This is a genomic window from Halobaculum sp. CBA1158 (assembly GCF_021431925.1).
Classification (GTDB): Archaea; Halobacteriota; Halobacteria; order Halobacteriales; family Haloferacaceae; genus Halobaculum.
In genome coordinates this window covers 843,353-857,640 of the sequence record NZ_CP090371.1, presented here as the reverse complement: position 1 = coordinate 857,640, position 14,288 = coordinate 843,353, and the positions used below count along the sequence as shown (strand labels likewise).

General features: G+C 71.0%; 16 protein-coding genes. 11 read left to right on the top strand and 5 right to left on the bottom strand.

The window, feature by feature from the left end; genetic code table 11:
* Positions 1-5 precede the first annotated feature (5 nt).
* From Hbl1158_RS04585 to Hbl1158_RS04565, 5 genes are all read left to right on the top strand, one after another.
* A complete protein-coding gene (locus tag Hbl1158_RS04585) occupies positions 6-389 on the top strand; it encodes a DUF5611 family protein (protein WP_234298881.1) in 384 nt (127 codons plus the stop codon).
* Between the two features lie 152 nt (positions 390-541).
* Complete coding sequence (locus Hbl1158_RS04580) at positions 542-985, top strand: universal stress protein (RefSeq protein ID WP_234298880.1); 444 nt, start codon at positions 542-544, stop codon at positions 983-985.
* Between the two features lie 97 nt (positions 986-1,082).
* Complete coding sequence (locus Hbl1158_RS04575) at positions 1,083-2,045, top strand: ROK family protein (RefSeq protein ID WP_234298879.1); 963 nt, start codon at positions 1,083-1,085, stop codon at positions 2,043-2,045.
* 137 nt (positions 2,046-2,182) lie between these two features.
* Positions 2,183-3,787: a hypothetical protein gene (locus Hbl1158_RS17245; RefSeq protein ID WP_303647438.1), complete on the top strand. Its 1,605-nt coding sequence runs from the start codon at positions 2,183-2,185 to the stop codon at positions 3,785-3,787.
* Positions 3,788-3,968: 181 nt separating this feature from the next.
* Positions 3,969-4,289 (top strand): NifU family protein, encoded by a 321-nt coding sequence (locus Hbl1158_RS04565; RefSeq protein WP_234298878.1) that lies wholly within the window; start codon positions 3,969-3,971, stop codon positions 4,287-4,289.
* A gap of 51 nt (positions 4,290-4,340) precedes the next feature.
* Here Hbl1158_RS04565 and Hbl1158_RS04560 read toward each other — a convergent pair whose 3' ends face one another.
* A complete protein-coding gene (locus Hbl1158_RS04560; RefSeq protein WP_234298877.1) occupies positions 4,341-5,867 on the bottom strand; it encodes a DUF402 domain-containing protein in 1,527 nt (508 codons plus the stop codon).
* Positions 5,864-6,235, bottom strand: a complete 372-nt coding sequence (locus Hbl1158_RS04555) for a hypothetical protein (RefSeq protein WP_234298876.1) — start codon at positions 6,233-6,235, stop codon at positions 5,864-5,866. Before Hbl1158_RS04555 ends, Hbl1158_RS04560 begins: the two co-directional genes overlap by 4 nt.
* Before the next feature lie 114 nt (positions 6,236-6,349).
* On the opposite strand from Hbl1158_RS04555, the gene Hbl1158_RS04550 reads away from it, so the two are divergent.
* Positions 6,350-7,387, top strand: coding sequence for a PrsW family intramembrane metalloprotease (locus Hbl1158_RS04550; RefSeq protein WP_234298875.1), 1,038 nt, complete (start codon positions 6,350-6,352; stop codon positions 7,385-7,387).
* A 36-nt stretch (positions 7,388-7,423) separates the two neighbouring features.
* Here the strand turns inward: Hbl1158_RS04550 and sepF are convergent, their stop codons facing one another.
* Positions 7,424-7,780 carry a cell division protein SepF gene (gene sepF, locus Hbl1158_RS04545; protein ID WP_234299470.1) on the bottom strand — a complete coding sequence of 119 codons (357 nt, stop codon included), beginning with the start codon at positions 7,778-7,780 and terminating at the stop codon, positions 7,424-7,426.
* A gap of 162 nt (positions 7,781-7,942) precedes the next feature.
* On the opposite strand from sepF, the gene Hbl1158_RS04540 reads away from it, so the two are divergent.
* Both Hbl1158_RS04540 and Hbl1158_RS04535 read left to right on the top strand, forming a co-directional pair.
* Complete coding sequence (locus Hbl1158_RS04540) at positions 7,943-8,731, top strand: DUF1028 domain-containing protein (protein ID WP_234298874.1); 789 nt, start codon at positions 7,943-7,945, stop codon at positions 8,729-8,731.
* 79 nt (positions 8,732-8,810) lie between these two features.
* Positions 8,811-9,149, top strand: a complete 339-nt coding sequence (locus tag Hbl1158_RS04535) for a hypothetical protein (RefSeq protein ID WP_234298873.1) — start codon at positions 8,811-8,813, stop codon at positions 9,147-9,149.
* A 45-nt stretch (positions 9,150-9,194) separates the two neighbouring features.
* On the opposite strand, the gene Hbl1158_RS04530 is transcribed toward Hbl1158_RS04535, so the two are convergent.
* Positions 9,195-9,686, bottom strand: a complete 492-nt coding sequence (locus Hbl1158_RS04530) for an RNA-binding protein (protein ID WP_234298872.1) — start codon at positions 9,684-9,686, stop codon at positions 9,195-9,197.
* Between the two features lie 150 nt (positions 9,687-9,836).
* On the opposite strand from Hbl1158_RS04530, the gene Hbl1158_RS04525 reads away from it, so the two are divergent.
* Positions 9,837-10,178, top strand: coding sequence for a hypothetical protein (locus Hbl1158_RS04525; RefSeq protein WP_234298871.1), 342 nt, complete (start codon positions 9,837-9,839; stop codon positions 10,176-10,178).
* Between the two features lie 103 nt (positions 10,179-10,281).
* Positions 10,282-11,613 (top strand): ribonuclease R family protein, encoded by a 1,332-nt coding sequence (locus tag Hbl1158_RS04520; protein ID WP_234298870.1) that lies wholly within the window; start codon positions 10,282-10,284, stop codon positions 11,611-11,613.
* 36 nt (positions 11,614-11,649) lie between these two features.
* Here the strand turns inward: Hbl1158_RS04520 and Hbl1158_RS04515 are convergent, their stop codons facing one another.
* Positions 11,650-11,832: a hypothetical protein gene (locus tag Hbl1158_RS04515; protein WP_234298869.1), complete on the bottom strand. Its 183-nt coding sequence runs from the start codon at positions 11,830-11,832 to the stop codon at positions 11,650-11,652.
* Between the two features lie 337 nt (positions 11,833-12,169).
* On the opposite strand from Hbl1158_RS04515, the gene dcm reads away from it, so the two are divergent.
* Entirely contained in the window at positions 12,170-14,203 is a 2,034-nt protein-coding gene (dcm, locus tag Hbl1158_RS04510) for a DNA cytosine methyltransferase (protein WP_234298868.1), read from the top strand.
* Positions 14,204-14,288 lie beyond the last annotated feature (85 nt).

Here is a 14,288-nt window from a genome sequence, read left to right as displayed (position 1 = left end):
CCGCCATGAAACAGTACAAGATGCGTCGCGGCGAGCATCTCGAGGACCGGATGCCCGACCTGAAAGCCGAGATCGAAGAACGGTTCGGCCCCGTCGCGGGCACCGAGGAGTTCGACGGTCACGAACTGTACGTCGTCGAGGACCCCGAGAATCCGGTGTTCGAACGGATCGTGGCCGGCGCGGCCGCCTACTCGGGCAAGAAGGACAAGCTCGCCGTCCACTTCGAGGAGCGACCCGCCGAGGACGTCATCGCCGAGGGCAACGCCGACGCCGCCGCCGACGCCGTCGACGCGAAGAACCAGTTCCTCCTCGACGCCACCGGCCGCGACGCGAAGTCCCGCCGCGAATCGATGAAACGCGAGGTCGAGGACGACGCACCCGACTACTGAGCACCCGCCTCGCCGGCGGGTCTCGGAGTCGAAGCGTGTCCGCTGAATCGAGGCGTACCCGAACCGACGCGCGCCTCCGCGCGACAACTGTTTATTCGAATTCGAGTTAACTCCACGACATCCTTTTGACCCGGGGTGGCGTATCGCGTGGTGTGAGCATCGAGACGATTCTGGTGACGGTGAAGCGCGACGACGGCGAGCGCCTCGACCGGCTGACCGAGGAGGCGATCGAGGTGGCGACGGCGACGGGCGCGCGCGTCGTGGTGGCACACGCCTTCGAGACGCAGTCGGACGTGGACAGCGCGCTCGAGCGCCTGGAGGGCGTCGACGGGACGCCGACGGACGTGGCCCGCCGGCTGGAGGGCGTCCGTCGGACGGCGACGGCGCTGGAGGCCGCCGGCGTCGACTACGAGATCGCGGGCGTCGTCGGCGACCCCGGAGCGGAGATCGCCCGACTCGCCGAGCGCGTCGGGGCGGACAGGGTGTACGTCGGGGGGCGGAAGCGCTCGCCCACCGGTAAGGCGGTGTTCGGGTCGACCGCCCAGCAGATCCTGCTGTCCGCGCCGTGCCCGGTGACGTTCGTCCGCGAGGCGTAGCCGTCGGTGGATCCGACGACGAGGCGTCGTCGAGGTGGTACTCGGTTCCGTGTGAGAAAACGGTATCCGTAAGTGCGGCCGCGCGAACGCTGATCCGATGGCTCACTACGTGGGCGTGGACCTGGGGGCCACGAACCTCCGCGCCGTCGTCGGCGACGACCGTGCGGAGATCCGCTCGCGGGCGGAGACGCCCACCCCCCGCGGCTCCGGCATCGCGATCACCGAGGCGGTTCTGCGGGTCGTCCGCGAGGCGTGCTCGGCCGCCGGCGTCGATCCCACCGACGTGGCGGCGGCGGGGATCGGCTCTATCGGCCCGCTCGACCTGGCCGAGGGCGTCATCGACGGTCCGGCGAACATCCCCGACGTCGGCCGCGTTCCACTCGTGGGACCGCTCTCTGAACTGCTCGACACGGACCGCGTCTTCCTCCACAACGACACCATCGCGGGCGTCATCGGCGAGCGGTTCCACAGCGACCGCAACCCCGACGACATGGTGTACGTCACCATCTCCTCCGGGCTTGGCGCTGGCGTGTGCGTCGACGGCCACGTCCTCTCGGGCTGGGACGGTAACGCCGGCGAGGTCGGCCACATGGTCGTCGACCCCGACGGCGCGATGACGTGCGGGTGCGGCCGCGACGGCCACTGGGAGGCGTACTGCTCCGGCAACAACATCCCCGAGTACGCGCGCTACCTCGCCGAGACGACGGACGGCCTCCCGACGGAGTTGGCGCTCGACTCGCCGGACTTCTCGGCGGTCGACGTGTTCGACGCTCACGGCGACGACCCGCTGGCCGACCGCGTCGTCGAGCGCGTGGCCGACTGGAACGTCGTCGGCTTCACCAACCTCGCGAACGCCTACGCGCCGCTGGTCGTCCGCGTCGGCGGCGCTGTCGCGCTCAACAACCCCGAAATCGTCCTCGATCCCGTCCGCGAGCGCCTGGAGGACACCACCTTCGTCAACGTCCCCGACGTGCGCCTCACCGACATGGGCGACGACGTGGTCGTCAAGGGCGCGCTCGCGTCGGCGATCACCGACGGCACCGGCGAGCGCACGGCGTGAGTCCTCGTCGCAGTTTCACGGCGTGACCCTCCGTCGCAGTTCCACGGCGTGACCCTCCGTCGCAGTTCCACGGCGTGACCGTCGGTCGGCGCTAGCGCTTTTACCATCCGGGCCCACGGCCCGGTACACACGGCCCCATGCGACGCCGATGCCTCCTCCGATCCGGCGGTTCCGCCCTCGCGGCGAGCCTGGGCGTCGGCACCGTCGTCGGCAGGGCCGCCGGCGACGACGGCGACGGCTCCCCCGCGGGCGACGACGCGTTCTCCGTCGGCGACGACGCTCCGCCGGCCTCGTCGGACCCGTACGCGCCCCTCGGGCGACTCGACCTCGCGGGCACCCGCGAGGCGGTCGTCTCGACCGACGGCCGCACGGCGTATCTCGCGCTCGGTGACGGCTACGCGACCGTCGACTGCTCGGACCCGTCGGACCCGACCGTGCTGGCCGAGCGTCGCGAACCGCTGGCCGACCGGGCGGGCGACCCGTTCGGCCTCGTCCACGACGTGTCGGTCTCGGGCGACCGCCTCGCGGTCGTCGGCCCGGCCGAACGCCGTGGCGGCCTCGCACGGGGCCTGCTCGTCGTCGACGTGTCCGACCCGGCCGACCCCGAGGAGGTGGGGTTCCACGAGACGACGTTCCCCATCCACAACTGCACGATCGACGGGCGCTATTGCTATCTGACCGGCAACGGCCAGCGGGGCGAGCCGGTGGTCGTCGTCGACGCCGAGTCCCCGGCCGAGGTCGGCCGATGGTCGCTGTTCGACGCCGACGAGGCCTGGGCCGACGTGGACGCCGGCCTACGGACCGTCCACGACGTGACCGTCCGAGACGGCGTCGCGGCGGTGGCCTACTGGGACGCCGGCACGGCCCTCCTCGACGTGAGCGACCCGTCAGCCCCCGTCCTCATCGGTCGCGTCGACCCCGGCGACCCGGCGGCGCTTCGCGATCCGCCGCCCCGGGAGAGCTTCGTGCCCCCCGGCAACCACCACGTCGCCGTGCTCGCGCCCGGCGGCGACACCCTCGCTGTCGGCCGCGAGAGCTGGGCCGTCGAGCGCGACGGCGGCCGCATCGGCGGCCCCAGCGGCGTCGACCTCTACGACGTGTCCGACCCCGCCGAGCCGTCGTTGCTGTCGACCGTCGCCCCGCCGGCGACGCCGGACCCGACCTTCGACGGCGTCTGGACGACCGCCCACAACCTCGACATCGCCGACGGGACGCTGTACACCTCGTGGTATCAGGGCGGCGTGAAGCGCCACGACATCTCCGACCCGGCCGACCCCGTCGAGGAGACGTGGTGGGCCGACCCCGAGGCGGCGCGCTTCTGGACGGCCGTCGCGGGCGAGCGCGGGTCGTTCTTCCTCGCGTCGTCGATGGGAACCGACGGCGGCGCGCCGGCCGGCGTCTGGACGTTCCCCGACGCCGCCGGCGTCGGCGGGAGCCGGGATCGCCTGCGCGCGGACGCCGAGGGCGACGACGCCGGCGACGGTTCGACCGACTCGCCGACGGCCGAGAGTTCGACCGCCGGATCGCCGTCGACCGGAACCGACGGCTCCGGGGGCGCGACGGCCGACCGCGCGGGCGACGACGACGGAGAGGACGGAACCGGCGACGGCGAGACCAAGTCGCACGCGGCCGGCCCGGGGTTCGGCGTCGCCGGCGCGGTCGGCGGCCTCCTCGCCAGCGGGGCCCTCGCGCTCGGCCGCGCGCGACGGCGCTCCGGTGGCTCCGAGGATTGTGAGGGGTGACGCCGTGAGGGGTGACGCCGCCGGGCCACCGCGGGGGAGGCGACGGCGATGGCCGACCGCCACCGTCGTCGCCGGCGGACGACGCGTATCCGTCCGCAACGACCGTGAGGAAGTTTCTTCCGGCGGCCCGCGTGCTCGCGGAACCGCAACCTTTCAACCCTCCGGGTACCAACTCGGAGTAATGAGCGACCTCGCGGAGCGCGTCGAGACGTGGATGGTCGGACAGATGCCGATCATCCAGATGCACGGCGGGACCAGCGTCGTGCGCGAGGCCGACCCCGATGAGGGCGTCGTCGTCGTCGAGCTCGGCGGCACCTGCTCGGGCTGTGGCATCTCCGACATCACCGCACAGAACATCAAACGCGACCTTATCATGGACTTCGACGAGGTCGAGGAGGTGCACGTGAAGGTGCCCGACACCGGCGAGATGGGCTCCAGCACCGTCGAGGGCGGCCGCGGCGGCGACCTACAGTACTCGACGGAGTCGTCGGACCACTTCTGAGGGGAGACCGGGCGACGAGCGGAAGCCGGTCCGCAAGCGAGTCCGGTCCCGTTACAGCGCCCGTTCCAGCGCGCTCGCGACGCTCCGGGCCTTCTCGGCCAGTTCCTCGGTGACCTCGCCGCGTTCGACGGCCTCGTCGAGTTCGTCGTCGTCGACGCGCTCGACGCGACCGTCGCCGTGTTTGACCACGTCGACGTGGAGGTCGACGTAGCGGACCGAGTCGGGGAACGCCTCGACGGGCGTGCAGACGTTCACGTACGTCCCCTTCCTGTCGCCGTCCTCGTCGCGGTAGACGGTCGGGTACCACCACCGACCCTCGCGGAACGTCGTCGTCGCCACGTCGCCGGCCTCGCGTCGGGCGTCGAGGGCGTCGTAGCTCCCGCCGGCGCTCATCCGTCGTTCGAGCGTGAGCGAGCCGTCGGCGGGGTCGAGGTCGGTCACGTCCCCGCGGCCGAGCACGATGAGTCTCCCGTCGGGCTTTCCGTGGCCGATGGCGATCCGGTCGCCCTCGCGGGGGCCGAACTGGTCGGCGACGACGCCGAACGGGAAGTCCGTGTCTGCGCCGGAGTCGCGGGAGAACTCGTCCGACGCGACCAGCGCTTCCGCGAGGTCGACGCCCGCGGACGCCGACCGCGAGGCCGCCTTCGTCCGGTGGTGGCCGGGCATCGTCGTCGTCACCTCGCGGCGCGTCTCGTCCAGGGCGAATCGACAACTGCGGCCGAACCACACCCACGCGCCCGCCGTCGGCGACGCGAGGGGTCCCGGCTCGCCCCGCGGCTCCTCCAGCGCCGACTCGAGCGTTCGAGCGCGGTCGCTCGCCCGCGCCAGCGCGTCGCCAAGGGCGTCCATGCTCGCGTCGCGGGCGTCGCGGCTCCACTCGATCCCCCAGCCGTCGGGCACGTCCGCCGCGAGGAGGTCGGTCATCCCGGCGAGTTCGCGGGCGTCGGCGTCGTCCGCTCCGCTCACGCGGACGCCCTCCCGGCCGGGGACGAGCGTCGCGAGGCCGGCCATCGCCCGGATCCGCGTGTCGAGCACGGCGCGGTCGTCCGCCCACGGCGCGGCCGCCTCGAGCACCTGCACGCGGACGGCGTCGCCCTTGGCGACGTGGTCGTCGGCGTTGCCGAACGGGAGGTACCCCTCGGGGGCGTCGTCGCCGACCTCGCCGAGGTCGACGACCGCGCCGCCGCCGAGCGTCTCGGTCACGACGCCGTCGAACACGGTCCCGAGCGGCGCGGGGTCGTCCCAGGCGAGCGCGTCGACTCCCACGCCGAGCAGGTGGTCCCGGAGGTCCGCGACGGCCGCGGGGTCGCCGGCGACGCCGACGCCCTGGCGGTCGTCGGTCGTCTCGACGCTCGCGTCGTGGTCGGCGGCGGGGAGGTCGGCGTCGAAGCGCCGCCGGATCGGCGGGCTCGCCTGCACCACCTCGTGGCCGGCCGAGAGCAGCGACCGAGTGAGGGCCGTGGCGTAGATTCCACGGACGCGGACCCGGTGGGTCGTCGAGTCGGAGTCGCTCGCGTCGCTCCCGCCGGCGTCGCTCCCGTCCGCGTCGCCGTCGCCGCCGGGCCTCCGTTCGCTCATAGCGCGTCGGGGTCCCGGGCGAACCTGACCCGGTCGTTGACCGTGTCGCCGAGGGTGAGTTCGACCACCCCGTCGTTCAGCACGCGGCCGTCCTCGACGGGGACGCCCCAGCGGTCGAACTTCAGGTATCCTCGCAGGTCGGCCGCGTGAGTGTACACGTCGAGGTGGTCGACCTCGTGTTCGCGGATCTTACCGTCGTCGTGTACCGTGTCCATGTCGGAGTAGTACGTGCCGCCGCCGAAGAAGTCGTCGAGGTCGGCGGCGGCCTCGTCGACCGCGCTCGCGACGTGGTCTGCGGCCGTCTCGATGTCCTCGTCGTCGAGTCCGACCGCGCGGAGCGCGGCCTGTTCGCGCGGGTCAAAGTGCACACGCCGACTTGGACGGGCGGCGTGTCAAACGTACCGGTCGCGCTCGACGCCCGGCCGGGAGTTCGATGCCGCGACAAGAAACAAGGCGGAGGCGGTCGATCGAGTCGACACACGATGACCAAGAAGGAGCGGACGGACCCGATCGAGGACGCCGCCACCTCCGAGAACGACCTGTACGACGTGGCGACGTGGGAGGAGCGGACCTCCCTGGACGGGCTGTCGGTCGCCATCTATCGCGTCCTCTCGGGGTCGGCCCGATGGGGGACGATCCTCGTCGCGGCCGTGTTGCTGCTCGGGTTCGGCGGCTTCTCGGCGGTCACCGACCCGGCGATCGGCGCGCTGACCGCGCTGTCGGCCGTGCCGGCGCTGGCGCTTGCGGTGTACGTGTATCGCTCCGACATCACGACCAGCGAGCCGCTGGGCCTGCTCGTCGCGACGTTCCTCCTGGGCGTGCTCACCGCCAACTTCGCGGCGATCCTCAACTCCGTGGCGCGTCCGTTCTTCGAGCCGATCGGCTTCCTCGGCACCCTCGCGTTCTTCTTCATCATCGTCGGGCCCGTCGAGGAGACCGTGAAGCTGCTCGCCGTGCGGCTGTACGCCTACGGCCACGACAGCTTCGACTCCGTGCTCGACGGCGCGGTGTACGGCGCGATGGCCGGCCTCGGCTTCGCGTTCATCGAGAACGCGCTGTACATCTCCCGCGGCGTCGAACAGACCGGCCTCGACCTCGGCGTCGGACTGATCGGCGTCGGGGGCGGCATCACCTTCACCCGCGCGCTGGCGGGCCCGGGACACGTCATCTACTCCGCGTTCGCGGGCTACTACCTCGGGCTGGCGAAGTTCAACCCCGAGAACCGCGGCCCGATCGTGATCAAGGGGCTGATCATCGCGGCGCTCATCCACGCGACGTACAACTCCACCGTCGGTATCGGGTCGGCCGTGTTGAACTCCGTGGTCGGTCTCCCGTCGCTCGCGTCCTCGTTCGTCTACATCGCGCTGTTCGACGGCGTGTTCGCGCTCGTGCTCATCCGGAAGATCGGCGCGTACCGGGCCGCGTATCGGGCGGCCCACGGTACCGACGGGGACGACGGAAGCGACGAGACCACCGGCGACGGCGTTCCGGAGCCGGAGCTGACGGAGTTCGACGCCTGAGGGGAGAACGTCGGGTCGAACCGCGCCGGGTCGACCCTACTCGCCGAGCTTCTCGCGGCTCACCGTCACGCCCGTCGGAGTGATGATGAGCTGGTCGTCGCCCTTCTGAACGATGTCGCCGTCGACCTCGTCGGCGACCTGACGAAGCTCGTCAATGATGCGTTCGACCGTCTGGTCGGTCGTCGAGTGACGCGTGATGTCCGCGATGACGAAGTCGCCGTCGTAGACGGCGTCCTTGATGTCGATCACGTCGCGCTGGTCCCCGATCTCCGCGATGTGCACCTGCATCCCCGCCCCGCCGCGGGCGCTCTCGACGTCGTCGAGGTCCAACTCGACGTAGTCCTCGGCGCTATGGGTGCCGCCGCCGCCGAGGATCTTGCTCATGATGCCCATGTAGGGCATCAAACCCCCTCCACCCATAAGTCTGTACGTCGGACGCGTCACGCGCGCGTCGGACGCCGTCATCGGCGGGGTCCGCCAGGAACCGCGCGAGCGGCGTCGGCGGCGTTCCGGGAACCCCGCCTTTTTGCTCCGACCGGCCCGAGTCGCGCTCGAATGACCTTCAGCATCTGCGTCCGCGAGGAGTACACCGACGACGAGGGGGAGCGACAGACCCGCTTCGGCGTCGCCGTGACCACCCGCCTGCCGGGCGTCGGCACCCTCTGTCCGTTCGTCTCCGAGAACGGCGCGGTGGCGACCCAGTCGCTCGTGAACGTGGAGTTGGGGCGCAAGGGGATCGAGTACATCGACGACGGCCTGGCCGTCGACGACGCGCTTCGGTCGCTGCTCAACGCCGACGACGGCTCCCCGCAGCGCCAGCTCCACGGGGTCGACGCCGACGGCACGTTCACCTTCTCGGGCGAGGAGTGCAACGACTGGTACGGCCACACGAGCGGCGAGAACTACACGGTCGCGGGGAACCTCCTCACCGGCGAAGCCGTGATCGACTCGGTCGCGAGCGCCTACGAGTCCGACGCCTTCGGCGACGCCCCCCTCGCCGAGCGCCTGATCGACGCGCTGGAGGCGGGCCACGCCGAGGGCGGCGACAAGCGCGAACACCTGCCGGTGCAGTCGGCCGCGCTGAAGGTCGAGACGACCGAGGAGCGGGACATCGGCACGTACTACGACGACCTGCGCGTCGACGCGACGGAGACGCCGATCGCCGACCTGCGCGAGACGTTCGAGGAGGCGCGTCGCGGGCGAGAGATCCTCATGGAGGAGTACGCCGACGAACTGGACGACGACGAGACCGACGGGGAGTCGGACGCCGACGGCGGGGAGGGCGACGACGGCAGCGGGGAAGACGCCGATCGCGACGGGGAAGACGCCGATCGCGGCGAGTGATCGGTCGTCCGGCGCGGACGACGATCGTTCACTCGACCTCCGGCGGAAGCTACTTGCCGGCTCGCGGTCGTTTTGTCGTGTGAATTGGCCCCTCCTTCGTCGCGGCCTGTTTTGGTACAGCCTGCTCGGCGGCGGCGCGTCGGTCGCGCTGCTTGTCGCGATCGCCGGCCCGGGCGGCGCGGTCGGAACGTTCGTCGCCGGGCTGGCGTCGATCCTGTGGGTGACGATGAGCGGCGGCAACACCCGGACGACGACGTCCGTCTCGAACGCCGACTCGATGGGCGTCGCGGGGACCGTCCGCGACCCGGGCGAGGGCGCGCCGGCGTCGATGGGATCCGACGTGCGCGTGTTCTTCTACGGGGTCGGACTCCTCGCGTGCAGCCCCGTCGCCGTCGCTGTGACCGAACTGCTCCTGTGAGTCGGGGCGGCGGTGGGACCTGCGACGGTCGGAGCTGCGGCCGCCTCAGATCGAGAACTCGTAGAGGTCGTCGCCGACGTGGTGCAGCGACGTCACGACCTTTCCGGAGTCGCCGACCATGTCGTCGCCGTCGACGAGCGCGCGGCCGACGCCCAGCACCTTCCCGTGCGTCTCCTCGGCGACGACGACCAGGTCGCCCTCGGCGATCGAGCCGTCGGCCTCGGTGATCCCGGGGCGCATCACGTCCGCGCCGTCGGAGACGAACGACACAGCGCCGGCGTCGACCGTGACGACGCCGCGCTCGGGCGGGTGGTCGTTGGCACCGCGAACCGTGAGGAACGGCTCGCGCCCGCCGTCGTCCTCGTGGTACAGCACGTCCGGGTCGCCGTCGACGAGCACCAGGTCGAACGGCGAGTCGGTGAGCTCGACCAGTTCGAAGGAGTCGCCCTCGAGGTCGACGCCGAGGCGCTCGGCGAGCGTCTCGCGGATCTCCGCGACCGCGTCGCTTCGGAGGTGATGGCGCGACTTGACGTCCATACCCGGACTCCGCGCGTCCGGCGCATAAATCGACCGCTCGGTTCCCGACGCTCGCGGTCGAGTCCGAACGGCGGTCCACACTCGACCGGCCGGCGCGCGACGATCGGTCCCACGAAAAACGCTAAGTTCGACGCTCCCGGACATGATGGTATGTGGGGTTCCCGGCGGGACCGGGACCGGTCGACCGTCGTCTGTATCGCCTGCGGGGAGTCGCTGTCCCGCGAGGACGCCCGCGAGTACGACAAGGAGGGCGACCGCTGGAGCCGTCGCGACAAGGAGTTCGAGTACCTCTGTAAGGGCTGTTACCGCGGGCTGTCCCACCAGCCGCGCGACGACCTGGAGGCGCTGTTGAGCGAGGTGGAGGCGGCCGCCGGCGGCGACTCACAGGAGGCGTACGTGCGCGCCTACCAACGCGAGGTCCAGCGCCGCTACGGCGACCCGGACGCGGAGCCGGACGCCGACGCCGAGGACGCCGACGGCCGCGGCGACTGAGTCGCCACCGGATCGTCGGCTCGCTCGCGTCGCTCGCTTCGCTCGCGTCTCGAACCGCGCACTCCCCGAAACCCTCACGTACCGCACCCTCGTAGCCGCCGCCATGAGCGACGCACAGTCGGAAGAGGAGCCGGACCAGGGCACCGCCGAGGACCAGGGACCGGTTACCATCACGCAGGGGCTCGCGGACGCGCTCGCCGACAAACGCGAGTCGCTGTTCGCCGAGTTCGAGATCCGCGACGAGTTTCCCCCGAAGGTGAAACGCGAGGCGAAGGACCGAACCGAGGGCGTCCAACAGGAGATACGAGACGAGGTCGACGAGCGACGCGATCTCCGGGACCTCACGACGTGGACGACCGACCCCGCCGATGCACAGGACTTCGACGACGCCATCTCCGTCGAGGACGACGGCGACGAGTACCACCTGTGGGTCCACATCGCCGACGTGAGCCACTACGTTCATCCCGACTCGGCGATGTGGGAGGAGGCGGTCGAGCGGTGCAACACCGTGTATCTCCCCGGCTACACCGTCCACATGCTTCCGCCGATCCTCGCGGAGACCGTGTGTTCGCTGGTCCCCAACGAGGACCGCCTCGCACACACCGTCGAGATGCGCCTCGACAAGGAGACGCTCTCGTTCGAGGAACTGGACATCTACAAGTCCGTGATCAACTCCGACGAGCGACTCACCTACAAGCAATGCGAGGCGCGTCTGGAGGACCCCGACGCCCCGCTGCACGAGGAGTCAGTCCTCGCGTACGACGTGGCCGACCAGCTCCACGAGCAGCGCAAGGCGGACGGCTCGCTGGTGTTGAATCCGAGCCGCGACCGCGCCCACACCATCATCGAGGAGTGCATGCTGAAGGCGAACAAGGCGGTGACCCACGAGCTGATGTGGAACCGCGGCGTCGAGGCGATGTACCGCGTCCACCCGCAGCCCACGCCCGAGCAGTGGAACGAGGCGCTCAACGAGATCCAGGAGCTCGACAGCGTCTCCATCCCCGGCGACGCCTGGGGCGACGACCCCCGAAAGGCCGTCAACGCCGCCCTCGAACAGGCACCCGACCGCCAGCTCAACAAGATCCAGCGCGCCGTGCTGAAGGTGATGCCCCGTGCGAAGTACATGAACGACCCCTTCGGCGGTCACCACGCCCTCAACTTCGACATCTACGGACACTTCACCTCTCCAATCCGCCGGCTCTCGGACCTCATCAACCACTGGATCGTCCACGAGAACGACGTCCCGGAGAATCTCATCGAACTGTGCGACCGCGCCTCCGACAAGCAGAAGGACGGCGAGACGGCCGAGCGCCTCTACAAGCAGTTCATGCAGGAGGTCGGCCTCGACTCCTACGCGGTGAACAACCGCGGCGTCGAGGTCGTCGACGACCCCGAGGACGCCCAGTACGACCGACCCGAGACCGTCCCCGAGTAGCGTCGCTGCCGCGACCGCGACGCCGACGGGGTCCCGTCAGTCCGCGAGAACGACCAGGTCCGTCCTCCCGCCGCGCCGCTCGAGGTGGACGGTGCAGTCGTTGCGCCGCAGGAACGATTCGACCTCGTGGACCGTGGTCTCGCTCACGTCGATGCGCGCGCGTGTGCCGGTCTCGACCTCGACGCGCTCGGGACGGGCGACGGCCTGACTCGTGCTCATACCTCACCGTGATGGACGGGGACGACTTGTACGCGAGCCATGCGGAGTGAAAGTGAAACCGAGGTACTGCGAGGAAGGGCGGTTGTGACCGCGTCGCGAGACAGACGTGACTACGTCGCCGGCGCGGTCGCGTTGGCGGTCCGGTTGCGGCGCTGGCGCGGTCGCGTCGCCGACGCGGTCGCCGTCGCCGAGACGGCCCCGTTACCGACGCGGTCGCCGGGGGACCGTTCGCAGGGGTTCGGCCCGTGCGGAGCGAAACGATGAAACGACCCCGCGCACTCCTCCGATCCGATGGCTGCGCACGCCCCCGAACCGACCCACGCCCCGATCGAGGACGATGGCTGACGCGTGGGAGCCCGGGAGCGAGATCGAGGAGAACCGCCACAACTGGGCGGACGAGCCGAAGCACTTCCCCCCGGTCGAACCGGGGTCGCGCGACCGCGACCGGCCGACGGTGATCGACCTGTTCTCCGGTCCCGGCGGCATCTCGACGGGGCTCGAACGGGCCGGCTTCGAGGCGGTGCTCGGGGTCGACATCCACGAGCCGTCGGTGCGGACCTACCGGCAGAACCACCCCCAGGCTCACACGATCCTCGGCGACATTCGGCGGATCAACAAGCGGGACGACGACGAGCGCGACATCTTCGACGTCGTCGACAGCGACGACGCCGTCGAGTCGACGATGCTCTCGACGGTGGCCGAGGAGGCGCTCGACGGCGACGACCTGGACCTGCTGACGGCCGGCATCCCCTGCCAGGGCTTCTCGATCGCCAACCGCAAGCAGCACGACGAGGACGAGCGGAACTACCTCTTCGAGGAGTTCATCAGGGGCGTCCGGCTGTTGGACCCGGAGTACGTCCTCATCGAGAACGTCTCGACGATGAAGGCCGCCGACGACGGCGGCTTCGTCGAGGCGATCGAGGAGTGCCTCGACCGGCTCGGCTACACCGTCGACCACCGGATCCTCAACGCCGCGGACTACGGCGTCCCGCAGACGCGCCGGCGGCTGTTCTTCCTCGGAACGCGAACCGACGCGCCGGTCCTGTGGCCGCGACCGACCCACGAGGAGGATCACCGGACGGCCGCCGAGGCGATCGGCGACCTGCCGGCGCTGGCCGCGGGCGAGGCCGCGACTGAGCGCGACGCGGCCGGCGACGGCGACCTCACCGAGTACCAGCGGCTGATGCGCGAGCGCGACGCGGGAGTCGCCGACGGGCGCGACACCGCCGCGGACGACGGCGAGAGCGGCGACGACGACGGTGCTCGCGACGACAGCGACGGAAGCGACGGTACCCGTGACGACAGCGACGCAGACGCGTCGCTCGCGAACCACCAGGCACCCAATCACCGACAGACGACGATCGACCGGGTCGAGGGGACCGACCCCGGCGAGCCGATGTACGACCGCTTCAGACAGCGGATCCGCCTCCACCCGGACGAGCCGGGACCGACGATCATCGCCGGGGGGATCCGACCGCAGTTCCAGTACGGTCACTTCGAGCAGTCCCGCGGACTGTCGGTCCGCGAGCGCGCCCGCCTCCAGTCGTTCCCCGACTCGTTCCGCTTCGAGGGCGGCACGGTCCAGGGGCGCGTACAGACGGGGATGGCCGTCCCGCCGCTGCTGGCCGAACGGATCGGCGAGTCGGTCCGCCGGGGGCGGGACGCGCAAGCGCTGGTCGACGCCGTCCGCGAGGCCGACGTGTCGGGCGACGCCGTCCGTCCCTGGATGCGCTCCGACGCCGATCCGACGCCGTTCGAGGTGCTCGCGGGCGAACTCCTGCTCGGTGACGCCGCCGGCGACGCTGTCGACGGCGACACCGCCGACGGCGACGCTACCGACGGCGACGTGTCGGCGGCGTACGCCGAACTGATCGAGCGCTACCCGGACGCGAACGCCGTCAGCGAGGCCGACTCTGAGGCGCTCGCTACGCTCCTCGAGCGTCACGGGATCGACGACGCCGACGCCCGGATCGCCGACCTGCGGGACATCTGCACGCAACTGCTCTTCCGCGACCTTCCGACCACCGTGGAGAGGCTCACCGACCTGCCACACGTGACCCCGGCGGTCGCCGCCACGGTCGTCTGTTTCGGCGTCGGCGACCCGGCCCCCGTGGTGGACGAGCGCGTCGCGAGGGTGTACGGTCGCTACTACGGTCTGGGTTCGGACGACGTGGACCGCTCGTTCGGGTCGGATCTCGGAGACGACGATGAGTACCTCCGCGAACTCGCCGAGGCCATCGCCCCCGAGGACGACCCCGCGGCGTACGTTCGCTCGCTGCTGGCGTTCGCGAGTGAGACCTGTACCGCGGCGTCGCCGCGGTGTGACGCCTGCCCGGCGAGGCTTCGGTGTCGGTTCCCCCGCGACGACTGAGCCGCCCTCGCCGGCGTCGACGACTGCCGAGCGACAAGCGGACCGATCCGCGCCGGTTTAATACGTGACGGCGACCAGTCGGTTC